This window comes from Streptomyces sp. S063 (assembly GCF_002832675.1).
Classification (GTDB): domain Bacteria; phylum Actinomycetota; class Actinomycetes; order Streptomycetales; family Streptomycetaceae; genus Streptomyces; species Streptomyces sindenensis.
Genome location: NZ_CP021707.1, coordinates 3,385,555 through 3,398,902 on the forward strand (window position 1 = coordinate 3,385,555; position 13,348 = coordinate 3,398,902).

Below are 13,348 nucleotides of genomic sequence, written 5' to 3' on the forward strand. Positions count from 1 at the left end.
GGGTCGCGTAACCGCACAAGCGCCGGGTCGCCGGGAGACGCCCTGCCGCCCGGCAAGCTCTTCTTCGAACACCTCTCGGGGCGGCGTCACTTGACGCCGCCCCTTCCTTGCACCACCCTTTCACTACTCAATTAGTGAAAGGGTGGTTCTGCGCATGGCAGCCGAGTCCGCAGCGGTCGAGTTCCGCATCGACCGGCGCAGCGGCGTCGCCACCTACCTCCAGATCGTCCAGCAGACGAAGCAGGCCCTGCGCCTGGGCGTACTCGAACCGGGCGACCGCCTGCCGACCGCCCGCGAGGTCGTGGAAGCCACCGCGATCAACCCGAACACCGTCCTCAAGGCCTACCGGGAGCTGGAGCGCGAAGGGCTCGTCGAGGCCCGCCGCGGGCTCGGCACCTTCGTCCGCCGGGCGCTGGGCGGCGCGCCCGACGCGACCGCCGCCGACGCGCCCCTGCGCACCGAACTCGCCGACTGGGCCCGCCGGGCCCGGGCGGCCGGGCTGGAGAGAGACGACGTCGGCGCGCTCTTCACCGCCGTACTGGACAGCACGTACAGCACGAACGGCACGGATGCCACAGACCGTTCACACGAGGGGGACCAGGAACGATGACCGGCGTCGCGATCGAGGCACACGGCCTCGGAAAGACCTACGGGCGCAGGGGAGGCGGCCACCGCGCCCTGCACGACTGCTCGTTCCGGCTGCCCGCGGGACGCGTCTGCGCCCTCGTCGGCCCCAACGGCGCGGGCAAGTCGACGCTGTTGAATGCGGCGGCGGGCCTGGACCGCCCCGGCGCCGGGTCCCTCGCCGTCCTCGGCTCCACCGATCCCGCCGCCGTACGCGACAAGATCGCTTACGTCGCCCAGGACAAGCCGCTGTACCCGCAGCTCACCGTCGAGGACACGCTGTGGGCCGGCGCCGAGCTGAACCCCGGGCGCTGGGACCCCGCCACCGCGGACCGGGTCGCCGGGGCGCTGCCGCGCGCCGCCCGCGTCCGTACGCTCTCCGGCGGGCAGCGCACCCGGCTCGCACTGGCCCTCGCGCTCGGCAAGCGGCCCGAGCTGATGCTGCTGGACGAGCCGATGGCCGACCTCGACCCCCTCGCCCGGCACGAGCTGATGGGCGTACTGATGGCGGAGGCCGCCGAGCACGGCACCACGATCGTGATGTCCTCGCACATCCTCACCGAGCTGGAGGGCGCCTGCGACTACCTCCTGTTCGTCGACGGCGGGCGCGTCCGGCTCGGCGGCGAGGCCGAGGACATCGTCGACGCGCACGCCCTGCTCACCGGCCAGGCCCGCGACCTGGCCCCGCACACCGTCGTCGAATCCCGTACGACGGGGCGTCAACTCACCGCGCTCGTCAGAAAGGAGGGCCCCGTGGACACCGCCGCCTGGGCCGTCACCCAGCCCTCCCTGGAGGAGCTGCTGCTCGCCCACCTGCGCTCCCCGGACGCACCGCCGCTGCTGACGCCGAGCGCTTCGGCGGCCGGGACGCTTGCGGAGGTGACGTCCGCATGAGCACGCTCACGAACGTCCGCACGCTGCGGGGGCCGTCCCGCGTGCTGCTGCGCGTCCACCGGCGGACCCTGTGGGCCTCCGGGGCGGTCGCCGCCGTTGCGGTCGTCGGCATGATCGTCGTGGTTCTCCTGGCGGACCGGCTCACCGGGGGCTTCGCCGACATCGGATGCACCCTGAACAGCTCCGCCGAAGCCTGTTTTCAGCCGGCCCGCGACTACTCCGACCGGATGCTCGACCTCGGCCGGATGCTGACCTACCTGGGGCTGGCCCTCATCGCGCTGCCCGCCGTCATCGGTGCATTCGTAGCGGGGCCGATGGTCGCCCGGGAGTGGGAGAACAACACCGTCAAGCTGTCCTGGACCCAGTCGTCCCCGCCCTCCGCGTGGCTGGCCGGGCGGCTCGCCGTGCCCGCCGCACTGGTGGTCTGCGGGATCACCGTGCTGTCCGCCGTCCTGTCCTGGTCCCGGGACAGGCTCGGAGGCCCGTACCCGATCTTCTGGCACGACGTGTCGGTCTTCGGGGCCTCGGGGACGGTTCCGGCCGCCGGCGCTCTGATGAGCATCGCGATCGGCACCTTCGTCGGCCTGGCACTGCGGCGCACGGTTCCCGCGATGGCGGTCAGCCTGTTCGTCTCCGGACTGGTGACGGTCGTCCTGGGCATGCTGCGCGACAGCTTGTGGCCGGCCGTGAGGGATACCTTCGCCCCGGGCGACGGCTACCTCTGGCCCGATGGGGCCGCCATCATCGAGTGGGGCTGGGCGACGAACGGGGGCGTGCTGCCCGCCGACATCTGCGCCGACGCCTCCGTCGACCACGAAGTCTGCCTGGCGGAGCGCGGCGTGACCCACGGCTACCTCGACCACCACCCCGCCTCCCACTACTGGCCCCTCCAGCTCGTCGAGACCGGCATCCTCCTCGCTCTCGCCGCCCTCGCCGTGTTCGCCGCCTTCCGGGTCCTGCGCCGCCTCCACGGCTGAGCGGACGGCCCCGGCCAAGACCGTCGTCCGGGCCCCACGAGGGGTGGGCCCGGACGACGAAGACGTACACCGGGCCGGCGGGCGGTCCGCGGCGACGAACACGTACAGTGACCGTGAGGGTCCGGCGCGGCCCACCCGCAGGCACACCGCTTCCTGTACGTCATGTCGTCGTTACCGGCCATTCAGACGCCCTTGCGACCCTCACGGGATGCAGCCAGCTGTGCCCGCCCCCCGCCGCAACGGGAGAGCCCGTGACCCAGGGTTTCCCGGGCCTTCCGCGATCTTTCCCGGCTCCGACGCGCCCGCGGGGCCCTCCACGCGGAACAATGGGCCCATGAGCCAGCAGCCCAGCTCCGAGGTCCCCGTCCAGCCCGCCGCCCAGCCGTCGGTCGGCTCGCTCGCCGCGCACCGGCCGCACGCCACCCCGGCGTCCAACGGGGTCGGCTTCTCCACCGCCGCCGACCTGGATCCCGATCTCGACGCCGACGCGGACGCCTACGAGCCCGACCGGGACGGCGACGAGCTGCCCCAGGGGCGTTTCCTGGACCGCGAACGCAGCTGGCTCGCGTTCAACGAACGGGTCCTGGAGCTGGCCGAGGACCCGGCCACGCCCATCCTGGAGCGGGCCAACTTCCTCGCCATCTTCGCCTCGAACCTCGACGAGTTCTTCATGGTCCGGGTGGCCGGCCTCAAGCGCCGCATCGCCACCGGCGTCGCCACCCGCTCCGCCTCCGGCCTCCAGCCCCGCGAGGTCCTGGACCTGATCTGGACCCGCTCGCGCGAGCTCATGGCCCGGCACGCCGCCTGCTTCCAGCAGGACATCGCCCCGGACCTGTCCGACGAGGGCATCCAGCTGATCCGCTGGCCGGACCTGACCGAGAAGGAGCAGGCCCGCCTGTTCACCTTCTTCCGGCAGCGTGTCTTCCCCGTCCTGACCCCGCTGGCCGTCGACCCCGCGCACCCCTTCCCGTACATCTCCGGGCTCTCCCTCAACCTCGCCGTCGTCGTCCGCAACCCGGTCAGCGGCCACCGCCACTTCGCCCGGGTCAAGGTCCCGCCGCTGCTGACCCGCTTCCTGGAGGCGTCGCCCCAGCGGTACGTCCCGATCGAGGACGTCATCGCGGCGCACCTGGAGGAGCTGTTCCCGGGGATGGAGGTGCTGGCGCACCACATGTTCCGGGTCACCAGGAACGAGGACCTGGAGGTCGAGGAGGACGACGCGGAGAACCTGCTCCAGGCACTGGAGAAGGAGCTCATGCGCCGCCGCTTCGGCCCGCCGGTCCGGCTGGAGGTCGAGGAGTCCATCGACCCGTACGTGCTGGACCTGCTGGTCCGCGAGCTGAAGGTGTCCGAGGCGGAGGTCTACCCGCTGCCCGGGCCGCTCGACCTGACCGGGCTGTTCGCGATCGCGTCGCTGGACCGGCCGGAGCTGAAGTTCCCGAAGTTCATCGCGGGCACCCACCGGGACCTGGCCGAGGTGGAGTCCGCGTCCGCGCCCGACATCTTCGCCGCCCTGCGCGAACGGGATGTGCTGCTCCACCACCCGTACGACTCGTTCTCCACCTCCGTCCAGGCGTTCCTGGAGCAGGCGGCGGGCGACCCGGACGTGCTGGCCATCAAGCAGACGCTGTACCGGACCTCCGGCGACTCCCCGATAGTCGACGCCCTCATCGACGCGGCCGAGTCCGGCAAACAGGTCCTCGTCCTCGTCGAGATCAAGGCCCGCTTCGACGAGCAGGCCAACATCAAGTGGGCCCGCAAGCTGGAGGAGGCGGGCTGCCACGTCGTCTACGGGCTCGTCGGGCTGAAGACCCACTGCAAGCTCTCGCTCGTCGTCCGCCAGGAGGGCGACACCCTGCGCCGGTACTCCCACGTCGGCACCGGCAACTACCACCCCAAGACGGCCCGGCTGTACGAGGACCTCGGTCTGCTCACGGCGGACCCACAGGTCGGGGCGGACCTCTCCGACCTGTTCAACCGGCTCTCCGGCTACTCCCGCCGCGAGACCTACCGCCGCCTCCTGGTCGCCCCGAAGTCGCTGCGGGACGGGCTGATCGCCCGCATCAACAAGGAGATCGCCCACCACCGGTCGGGCCGCCCCGCCTACGTCCGGTTCAAGGTCAACTCGATGGTCGACGAAGCGATCATCGACGCCTGCTACCGGGCCGCCCAGGCGGGCGTCCCCGTCGACATCTGGGTGCGTGGGATCTGCGCGATCCGCCCCGGGGTCGCCGGGCTCTCCGAGAACATCCGGGTCCGCTCCGTACTCGGCCGCTTCCTCGAACACTCCCGGATCTTCGCCTTCGGCAACGGCGGCGAGCCCGAGGTGTGGTTCGGCAGCGCCGACATGATGCACCGCAACCTCGACCGCCGGATCGAAGCTCTGGTCCGGGTCACCGACCCCGCCCACCGCGCCGCACTCAGCCGACTCCTGGAGACCGGTATGGCCGACACCACCTCCTCCTGGCACCTGGGCCCCGACGGGGACTGGACCCGGCACGCCACGGACGCGGACGGCCAGCCGTTGCGGCACGTCCAGGAAATGCTCATCGACGCCCGGAGGCGCAGGCGTGCGACGCCCTGACCAGCAGACGACGACCCGGTCCACGACGGATCCCGCCCCGGGGGCAGGCGCCGAGACACCGGCGGCCGGGACCGGCGCCGACGCGTCGCCGGGCACTCCGCCGGACAAGGCCGACGAGCGGGGCCGCCTCACCGCGGCCCGCGCCGCGGAGGGCCACTGCGCCGGGGACCTGACCACGGAGGCGGTCCTCGCGCCCTACCTCCGGGGGCAGGCCGCCGACTTCCTGCGCAGCCTGCGTCTGCACCACGAGCACAGCGCCCCCGCCGAATCCGGCGGCCACGACGCCGCGGCCGCCACCCGCGCCCTGCGCCGCGCGGCCCGCCGGATCAGCGGCTCCCTGCACACCTTCCGGGCCGCCCTCGACCCGCACTGGGCCGACCAGCTCCGCGCCGAGCTGGCCTGGCTCTCCGGCGTACTCGCCCGCGAACACGCCTACGCCAACCGGCTCACCCGGCTCGTCGAGGCCCTGCACCAGCTCTCCGGCCCCGCCCTGCCCGCCGCCCGGGGGGCCAGATCCGCCGGCGGGCAAGCCGCCGCGTCCGACGCCCAGGGCCGCGCCGCCCTCGGGGTCGGGGCCGCGCGGGCCGGGGCGCTGCTGGAACGCCGCCTCACCCTCGCCCGGACCCGGTCGCACTCCGCGGCCCTCCAGGCGCTCGGCTCCTCCCGGTTCCACGCGGTCGCCGACGCCGTCGCGCTCCTGGCCTCCGACGTACCGCTGGCCCCCGGCGCCACGGGCCGGACCGCCGAGGCCCTGCTGGAGCCCGCCGAGCGCGCCGAGCAACGCCTCCTCGCCGCCGTGGCCGCCCTCCCGCCCGCCGACTCCGAGCCGTACAACGAGGCGCAGGACGCCGCCTGGCACCAGGCCCGTCTGCTGCTGCGGCTCCACCGGTACGCCCACGAGGTCGTCCTCGGCGCCGCCGCGCCGGCCCTCGCCTCCTGCGGGCACGCCCTCGATCTGCACCGGGACGCGGTGGAGGCGGCCGCGGCGGCGGCCGCGGCTGCCCGCACCCCTCGGATCGCCCCGGCCACGGCGTACGCGCTGGGCGTGCTCCACGCGGACCAGCGCCACGAGGTGGAGGCGGCGCGGGCGGTGTTCCGCGAGGCCTGGCCGTACGCCACGGCGCTGACGGCGTCATGAGCGGCGGCTCGCGCGACCTCGTGATCCGCGCCGCGGGATGCGTGCTGTGGCGGCGCGTCCCGGGCGGCGGCGTGGAGGTCTGCCTCGTCCACCGCCCCCGCTATGACGACTGGTCCTTCCCCAAGGGCAAGCTGAAGCGCGGCGAGGACCCGCGCGCCGCCGCCGTACGGGAAGTGCTGGAAGAGACCGGCCACCACTGTGCCCTCGGCGAGCCGCTGCCGGCCTCCCGCTATCCGGTGGACGGCCGGCCCAAGGAGGTCGCGTACTGGGCGGCCGAGGCGACCGGCGGCTCGTTCACCGCCAACGACGAGGTGGACCGTGTCCTGTGGCTGGCCCCCGACCCCGCCCGCGCCCTGCTCACCCAGCCCCGTGACGTCCGGCAGCTGACCGCGTTCCTGGACGTCCTCTCCACGTCCTGACCACCGCTTCGGACCGGCCCCGCACCCGCCTGCCCGACACGGTTCACCTGCCGTTCACTCTCCCCCGTCGACGGCTTCACCTGTTCTGCCTAATTTCGGACGTACAAGGTGCGCGGCGGCAAGCCACAGCACCCCTCCTCATCGCACGCCGTCGTAGAACGAAACGACCACGGCGGCTCCTGGAAGGAACACCCGAAAGTGAAGCTTCAGCGCAAGAACCGGCTTCGTGCCACCGCGCTCGGTGCCCTCGCCGTCTCCGGCGCCCTGGTCCTCACGGCGTGCGGTTCGGACGACAACACGGGCGGCGGCACGGCCGGCGCCGGCGAGAAGACGACCGCCGCGTCGAACGTCGACTGCGGCAAGGCCAAGGGTCAGCTGCGCGCTTCCGGCTCCAGCGCTCAGAAGAACGCCATGGACCTCTGGGTCAAGAACTACATGGCCGCCTGCTCCGGTGTGGAGATCAACTACAACTCGTCCTCCTCCGGCGAGGGCATCGTCGCCTTCAACCAGGGCACCGTCGGCTTCGCCGGCTCCGACTCGGCGCTGAAGCCCGAAGAGGTCGCCGACTCCAAGAAGATGTGCAAGACCGGCCAGGGCATCAACCTGCCGATGGTCGGCGGCCCGGTCGCGATCGGCTTCAAGCTGGAGGGTGTCGACAAGCTCACGCTGGACGCCCCGACCCTCGCCAAGATCTTCGACAGCAAGATCAAGAAGTGGAACGACCCGGCGATCGCCAAGCTGAACGACGGCGTCGACCTGCCGGACAAGGCCATCCAGGCCTTCCACCGCTCCGAGGACTCCGGCACCACGCAGAACCTCGGCAAGTACCTCGGTGCCGCCGCTCCGGACGACTGGAAGTACGAGGCCGAGAAGAAGTGGCCGGCCCCCGGTGGCCAGGCCGCGTCCGGCTCCTCCGGCGTCGCCGCCCAGGTGAAGCAGGTCGACGGCGCGATCGGCTACTTCGAGCTCTCCTACGCCAAGTCCCAGTCCATCCCGACCGTGGACATCAACACCGGCGGCTCCACCCCGGTCCAGGCCACCTCGGAGAACGCCTCCAAGGCCATCGCCGCCGCCAAGATCAAGGGCACCGGCAAGGACCTGGCGCTCGACCTCGACTACACCACCAAGGCCGAGGGCGCCTACCCGCTGGTCCTCGTGACGTACGAGGTCGTCTGCGACAGCGGCAACAAGCCCGAGACGCTCGACACCGTCAAGTCCTTCCTCTCCTACGCCGCCTCCGACGACGGCCAGAAGATCCTGACCGACGCCGGCTACGCCCCGATCCCGGCCGAGATCAACGCCAAGGTCCGCGAGACCATCGGCTCCCTCTCGTAACACCCCGAGGCGGCCGGGCCCCTCGCGGACCCGGCCGCTCCGACCATCCGGTGCACCGCCGCCAGGGGAGCCACGGCTCCCCCACACAGACCGGAAAGACCATGGCTTCCACCACTCGCATAGACATGCCGCCGGCCCCGCCGGCCCCGCCGGAACGGCCGGGCCTCCCCAAGTCCACCGGGCGCGCGGGCGACAAGATCTTCCTGGGCCTCTCCCGCGGCTCGGGCATCCTGCTGCTCGTGATCATGGCGTCGATCGCCGTGTTCCTCACGTACCGCTCCGTGATCGCCATCTCGAAGAACGAGGGCAACTTCCTCACCACCTTCGACTGGAACCCGGCCGGCGACCCCCCGGTCTTCGGCATCGCGGTCCTGCTCTTCGGCACGGTCGTCAGCTCGATCATCGCGATGCTCATCGCGGTTCCGATCGCTGTCGGCATCGCCCTGTTCATCTCGCACTACGCGCCGCGCAAGCTGGCCGCCCCGATCGCGTACGTGGTCGACCTGCTCGCCGCCGTGCCCAGCATCGTCTACGGCATCTGGGGCGCCCTCGTCCTCGTGCCGTACCTGGAGGGCCTGAACCTCTGGCTCGACCAGTTCTTCGGCTGGACGTACATCTTCGAGAAGACCGAGGTCGGCGTCGCCCGCTCGCTCTTCACCGTCGGCATCCTCCTCGCGATCATGATCCTGCCGATCGTGACCAGCGTCAGCCGCGAGGTCTTCCTCCAGGTCCCGAAGATGAACGAGGAGGCCGCGCTCGCGCTCGGCGCCACCCGCTGGGAGGTCATCCGCCTCTCCGTGCTGCCCTTCGGCCGCTCCGGCATCATCTCCGCCTCGATGCTGGGCCTCGGCCGCGCGCTCGGTGAGACGATGGCCGTCGCCACGGTCCTCTCCCCGAGCTTCCTCATCTCGCTGCACCTGCTCAACCCGGGCGGCGGCACGTTCGCCCAGAACATCGCGGCCAAGTTCGGCGAGGCCGACGCGTTCGGGCGGGACGCCCTGATCGCCTCCGGCCTCGTCCTCTTCGTCCTCACCCTGCTGGTCAACGGCGCGGCCCGGCTCATCATCGCCCGCCGCAAGGAGTACTCGGGGGCCAACGCATGAGCCACGCACCCACCGGCGTCATGGAACGCCCGTCGCCCGCCTCGCCCTCCCCCAGCAGCAGCCTCGGCAGCCGCTCCCTGCCCCGCCTCGCGCCGCTCGGCTTCGCCGTCGTCTCCGTCGCGCTCGGCGTCGGCCTCTCGCTGGCCGCCGGCTGGGAGAGCCGCATCCAGTGGGGCCTGATCTCGGCCCTGTTCTTCCTGGCCGTCTCCTACGTCGCCACGACGGTCGTCGAGAACCAGCGCCAGGCCAGGGACCGCCTCGCCACCAGCGTGATGTGGGTCTGCTTCCTGGTCGCCGTCGTCCCGCTCGCCTCGCTGCTCTGGACCACGATCGTCCGCGGCGCCGAACGCCTCGACGGCTACTTCCTCACCCACTCGATGGCCGGCGTGCTCGGCTCCGAGGCCAGCGGCGGCGTCTACCACGCGCTGATCGGCACCCTGGAGCAGGTCGGCATCGCCACGGTGATCTCCGCCCCGCTCGGCCTGCTGACCGCCGTGTACCTCGTCGAGTACGGCAAGGGCTCGCTGGCCAAGGCCGTCACCTTCTTCGTCGACGTGATGACGGGCATCCCGTCCATCGTGGCCGGTCTCTTCATCCTGTCGATCATGCTGATCGCCAACCTGGAGCCCTCCGGCCTGATGGGCGCGCTCGCCCTGACGATCCTGATGATCCCCGTCGTGGTCCGCTCCACCGAGGAGATGCTCAAGCTCGTCCCCAACGAGCTGCGCGAGGCCTCCCTCGCCCTCGGCATCCCGAAGTGGCGCACCATCCTCAAGGTGGTCCTGCCGACCGCGATCGGCGGCATCACCACGGGCGTCATGCTCGCCATCGCCCGTATCGCCGGTGAGACGGCCCCGATCATCCTGCTGGTCTTCGGCAGCCAGCTGATCAACGCGAACCCCTTCGAAGGCGCCCAGTCCTCGCTGCCGTTCTACATCTACGAGCAGTACAAGATCGGCGAGGCCGCGTCCTACGACCGCGCCTGGGCGGCGGCCCTGGTGCTGATCGCCTTCGTCATGATCCTCAACCTCGTGGCCCGCGGCATCGCCCGCTGGAAGGCCCCGAAGACCGGTCGCTGACGCGGCCATCAGCGACCTCCGAAAGAAGCAGTGATTCCCATGGCCAAGCGCATCGACATCAGCGGCCTCACCGCCTACTACGGCAGCCACAAGGCCATCGAGGACATCTCGATGACCGTGGAGCCCCGCTCCGTGACGGCCTTCATCGGCCCGTCCGGCTGCGGCAAGTCCACCTTCCTGCGCACCCTGAACCGGATGCACGAGGTCACCCCCGGCGGCCGCGTCGAGGGCAAGGTGCTGCTGGACGACGAGAACCTCTACGCCTCCAACGTCGACCCGGTCACCGTGCGCCGCACGGTCGGCATGGTCTTCCAGCGCCCCAACCCCTTCCCCACCATGTCGATCTTCGACAACGTGGCGGCGGGCCTGCGGCTGAACGGCAGCTACCGCAAGAGCGAGCTGAACGACGTCGTCGAGAAGTCCCTGCGCGGCGCGAACCTCTGGAACGAGGTCAAGGACCGGCTCAACAAGCCCGGCTCCGGGCTCTCCGGCGGCCAGCAGCAGCGTCTGTGCATCGCCCGCGCCATCGCGGTCGAGCCGCAGGTCCTGCTGATGGACGAGCCGTGCTCGGCGCTCGACCCGATCTCCACCCTCGCCATCGAGGACCTGATCGGCGAGCTGAAGGAACAATTCACGATCGTCATCGTGACGCACAACATGCAGCAGGCGGCCCGCGTCTCGGACCGCACCGCGTTCTTCAATCTCGCGGCGGTCGGCAAGCCCGGCCGGCTCATCGAGATCGACGAGACCGAGCGGATCTTCTCCAACCCGTCGGTCCAGGCCACGGAGGACTACATCTCCGGCCGCTTCGGCTGAGCCGTACGCCGTCGCCCCGATACGGCCTTGCGGTGCTGCATGGCGGTGCCACCACAAGGCGAAAGGGTCCGCCCCCGTACTCGTACGAGTACGGGGGCGGACCCACACGTGTCAACGGCGGGGGTTCCACTCCCTCAGCCGAAGAGCAGCAGGACGGCCCCGTAGCTCAGCGCCGCGACCAGGGCCGCGGCGGGCATGGTGATGAACCAGCCCAGGATGATGTTCTTCGCGACGCCCCAGCGCACGGCGTTGACCCGCTTGGTGGCGCCGACGCCCATGATCGCGGAGGTGATGACGTGAGTGGTCGAGATCGGCGCGTGGAAGAGGAACGCCGAACCGAACATGATCGAGGCGCCGGTGGTCTCCGCCGCGAAGCCCTGCGGCGGGTCCAGCTCAATGATCTTGCGGCCGAGGGTACGCATGATGCGCCAGCCGCCCGCGTACGTACCCAGCGAGAGCATCACGGCACAGGCGATCTTGACCCAGATGGGGATCTCGTCGTTCGGGCCCTCGATGTCGGCGATGACCAGGGCCATCACCACGATGCCCATCGTCTTCTGCGCGTCCTGGAGGCCGTGGCCGAGCGCCATGCCCGCCGCCGAGACCGTCTGCGCGATCCGGAAGCCGCGCTTGGCCTTGTGCGGGTTGGCGTTGCGGAAGATCCACATGATGCCGACCATCACCAGATAGCCGACGATCAGGCCGACGAACGGCGAGATGAACATCGGGATGACGATCTTCTCCAGCACACCGGACCAGATGACGTCCGTGCCACCGGCCAGCGCCGCCCCGACCATGCCGCCGAACAGGGCATGCGAGGACGAGGAGGGGAGGCCGTAGTACCAGGTGATCAGGTTCCAGATGATCGCGCCGACGAGCGCCGCGAACAGGATCCCCATCCCCTTCTGCCCGACGGGCGTGGCGATCAGGCCCTCGCTGACGGTCTTGGCGACCCCCTGGCCCAGGAAGGCGCCGGCCAGGTTCATCACCGCCGCCATCGCCAGAGCCGCACGCGGGGTCAGCGCCCGGGTGGAGACCGAGGTGGCGATGGCGTTCGCGGAGTCGTGGAAGCCGTTCGTATACGTGAAGCCGAGCGCGACACCGATGGTCACGATCAGCGCAAAGGTGTCCACGAGGTTCAGGACTCCTTGACCGCGATGGTCTCCACGGTGTTCGCGACGTGCTCGAACGCGTCAGCCGCCTCTTCCAGCACATCCACGATCTGCTTGAGCTTCAGCACCTCCATGGCGTCGTACTTGCCGTTGAAGAGGTGGGCCAGCAGCTTGCGGTGGATCTGGTCGGCCTGGTTCTCCAGCCGGTTGACCTCGATCCAGTACTCCGTGAGGTTGTCCATCGTCCGCAGCCCCGGCATGGCCTCGGCGGTCAGCTCCGCCGCCCGGGCCAGCACCTCGATCTGCTGCTCGACACCCTTGGGGAGCTCCTGGACCTGGTAGAGGACGACCAGGTCGACGGCCTCCTCCATGAAGTCCATGATGTCGTCGAGCGAGGACGCCAGTTTGTAGATGTCCTCACGGTCGAACGGCGTGATGAAGGAGGAGTTCAGCTGGTGGAAGATCGCGTGGGTCGCGTCGTCCCCCGCGTGCTCCGCTGCCCGCATACGCTCCGCGATCTCGACTCGGGAGGCAGAATCCGCCCCGAGCAGTTCCATCAGGAGTTTCGAGCCCGTGACAATGTTGTCCGCGGAGGCGGAGAACATGTCGTAGAAGCTCGTCTCCCTGGGGGTCAGACGAAAGCGCACGTGGGGTCCTCGGGATGCTCTGGATTCGGTCAGGCTGATGCTAGGCGCATCATCCGGCCACGGCTAACCGGCGTTCTTCAGTGTCGCCCATCGGACAGGGCGATCAACACGGACCCCCGGTCACGTTTGGGCAGGATTCGTTACGATATACCCGGCAGGGGTATATCAGGACAACGGGAGGACGCAGATGACCACGACCGGGACCGGGGCCGAGGCCGGAACCACGGGGACGGAAGCGGCCGGCACGGCTGACGTGGCGGCTCCGGACACGGGGGCGACCGCACCTGTGGACATCGTCACGGACCACGACCGCGGCATCCACGGCTACCACCACCAGAAGGACGAGCACCTCAAACGCCTGCGCCGGATCGAGGGCCAGATCCGCGGCCTGCAGCGCATGGTCGACGAGGACGTCTACTGCATCGACATACTCACGCAGGTGTCGGCCTCCACCAAGGCGCTGCAGTCCTTCGCCCTCCAGCTGCTGGAGGAGCACCTGCGCCACTGCGTGGCCGACGCGGCGGTCAAGGGCGGCGAGGAGATCGACGCGAAGGTCGAGGAGGCCACGAAGGCGATCGCCCGGCTGCTCCGTACATGACGCGCGACCGCGCGGGAGGTTC

General features: G+C 70.6%; 13 protein-coding genes. 11 read left to right on the top strand and 2 right to left on the bottom strand.

Going from position 1 to position 13,348, the window contains the following annotated elements:
* Positions 1 to 154: 154 nt before the first annotated feature.
* The 10 genes from CCZ36_RS15420 (at position 155) to pstB (ending at position 10,969) form a co-directional block, all read left to right on the top strand.
* Positions 155 to 610 carry a GntR family transcriptional regulator gene (locus CCZ36_RS15420; RefSeq protein WP_128817882.1) on the top strand — a complete coding sequence of 152 codons (456 nt, stop codon included), beginning with the start codon at positions 155 to 157 and terminating at the stop codon, positions 608 to 610.
* Positions 607 to 1,518 carry an ABC transporter ATP-binding protein gene (locus CCZ36_RS15425; protein ID WP_128817883.1) on the top strand — a complete coding sequence of 304 codons (912 nt, stop codon included), beginning with the start codon at positions 607 to 609 and terminating at the stop codon, positions 1,516 to 1,518. Before CCZ36_RS15420 ends, CCZ36_RS15425 begins: the two co-directional genes overlap by 4 nt.
* Entirely contained in the window at positions 1,515 to 2,495 is a 981-nt protein-coding gene (locus CCZ36_RS15430; protein ID WP_237302672.1) for an ABC transporter permease, read from the top strand. The genes CCZ36_RS15425 and CCZ36_RS15430 overlap by 4 nt, the downstream gene beginning before the upstream one ends.
* Before the next feature lie 334 nt (positions 2,496 to 2,829).
* Positions 2,830 to 5,079, top strand: coding sequence for an RNA degradosome polyphosphate kinase (locus CCZ36_RS15435; protein WP_069738070.1), 2,250 nt, complete (start codon positions 2,830 to 2,832; stop codon positions 5,077 to 5,079).
* Positions 5,066 to 6,217, top strand: a complete 1,152-nt coding sequence (locus CCZ36_RS15440; protein ID WP_128817884.1) for a CHAD domain-containing protein — start codon at positions 5,066 to 5,068, stop codon at positions 6,215 to 6,217. The genes CCZ36_RS15435 and CCZ36_RS15440 overlap by 14 nt, the downstream gene beginning before the upstream one ends.
* Positions 6,214 to 6,636 carry an NUDIX hydrolase gene (locus CCZ36_RS15445; RefSeq protein ID WP_128817885.1) on the top strand — a complete coding sequence of 141 codons (423 nt, stop codon included), beginning with the start codon at positions 6,214 to 6,216 and terminating at the stop codon, positions 6,634 to 6,636. The genes CCZ36_RS15440 and CCZ36_RS15445 overlap by 4 nt, the downstream gene beginning before the upstream one ends.
* Positions 6,637 to 6,834: 198 nt before the next feature.
* Positions 6,835 to 7,971, top strand: a complete 1,137-nt coding sequence (pstS, locus tag CCZ36_RS15450; RefSeq protein WP_069740149.1) for a phosphate ABC transporter substrate-binding protein PstS — start codon at positions 6,835 to 6,837, stop codon at positions 7,969 to 7,971.
* A gap of 101 nt (positions 7,972 to 8,072) precedes the next feature.
* Positions 8,073 to 9,074, top strand: coding sequence for a phosphate ABC transporter permease subunit PstC (gene pstC / locus CCZ36_RS15455; RefSeq protein ID WP_128817886.1), 1,002 nt, complete (start codon positions 8,073 to 8,075; stop codon positions 9,072 to 9,074).
* The gene (gene pstA / locus CCZ36_RS15460; RefSeq protein WP_128817887.1) at positions 9,071 to 10,153 is read left to right on the top strand and encodes a phosphate ABC transporter permease PstA; all 1,083 of its coding nucleotides are present in this window, start codon (positions 9,071 to 9,073) and stop codon (positions 10,151 to 10,153) included. Before pstC ends, pstA begins: the two co-directional genes overlap by 4 nt.
* Before the next feature lie 39 nt (positions 10,154 to 10,192).
* Positions 10,193 to 10,969 (top strand): phosphate ABC transporter ATP-binding protein PstB, encoded by a 777-nt coding sequence (gene pstB / locus CCZ36_RS15465; protein ID WP_069740152.1) that lies wholly within the window; start codon positions 10,193 to 10,195, stop codon positions 10,967 to 10,969.
* A 134-nt stretch (positions 10,970 to 11,103) separates the two neighbouring features.
* Here the strand turns inward: pstB and CCZ36_RS15470 are convergent, their stop codons facing one another.
* Entirely contained in the window at positions 11,104 to 12,102 is a 999-nt protein-coding gene (locus CCZ36_RS15470; RefSeq protein ID WP_069740153.1) for an inorganic phosphate transporter, read from the bottom strand.
* A 5-nt stretch (positions 12,103 to 12,107) separates the two neighbouring features.
* Positions 12,108 to 12,728, bottom strand: coding sequence for a DUF47 domain-containing protein (locus CCZ36_RS15475; RefSeq protein WP_069740154.1), 621 nt, complete (start codon positions 12,726 to 12,728; stop codon positions 12,108 to 12,110).
* 187 nt (positions 12,729 to 12,915) lie between these two features.
* On the opposite strand from CCZ36_RS15475, the gene CCZ36_RS15480 reads away from it, so the two are divergent.
* Positions 12,916 to 13,326 (top strand): metal-sensitive transcriptional regulator, encoded by a 411-nt coding sequence (locus CCZ36_RS15480; protein ID WP_069740155.1) that lies wholly within the window; start codon positions 12,916 to 12,918, stop codon positions 13,324 to 13,326.
* The last annotated feature ends 22 nt before the right edge of the window (positions 13,327 to 13,348 follow it).

Excerpts from the sequence above, each read along its gene's own strand:
- CCZ36_RS15435 (WP_069738070.1), top strand. The coding sequence starts at position 2,830 with ATGAGCCAGCAGCCCAGCTCCGAGGTCCCCGTCCAGCCCGCCGCCCAG.
- pstC (WP_128817886.1), top strand. The coding sequence starts at position 8,073 with ATGGCTTCCACCACTCGCATAGACATGCCGCCGGCCCCGCCGGCCCCG.
- CCZ36_RS15425 (WP_128817883.1), top strand. The coding sequence starts at position 607 with ATGACCGGCGTCGCGATCGAGGCACACGGCCTCGGAAAGACCTACGGG.
- pstA (WP_128817887.1), top strand. The coding sequence starts at position 9,071 with ATGAGCCACGCACCCACCGGCGTCATGGAACGCCCGTCGCCCGCCTCG.
- CCZ36_RS15445 (WP_128817885.1), top strand. The coding sequence starts at position 6,214 with ATGAGCGGCGGCTCGCGCGACCTCGTGATCCGCGCCGCGGGATGCGTG.
- CCZ36_RS15480 (WP_069740155.1), top strand. The coding sequence starts at position 12,916 with ATGACCACGACCGGGACCGGGGCCGAGGCCGGAACCACGGGGACGGAA.
- CCZ36_RS15430 (WP_237302672.1), top strand. The coding sequence starts at position 1,515 with ATGAGCACGCTCACGAACGTCCGCACGCTGCGGGGGCCGTCCCGCGTG.
- CCZ36_RS15420 (WP_128817882.1), top strand. The coding sequence starts at position 155 with ATGGCAGCCGAGTCCGCAGCGGTCGAGTTCCGCATCGACCGGCGCAGC.
- pstB (WP_069740152.1), top strand. The coding sequence starts at position 10,193 with ATGGCCAAGCGCATCGACATCAGCGGCCTCACCGCCTACTACGGCAGC.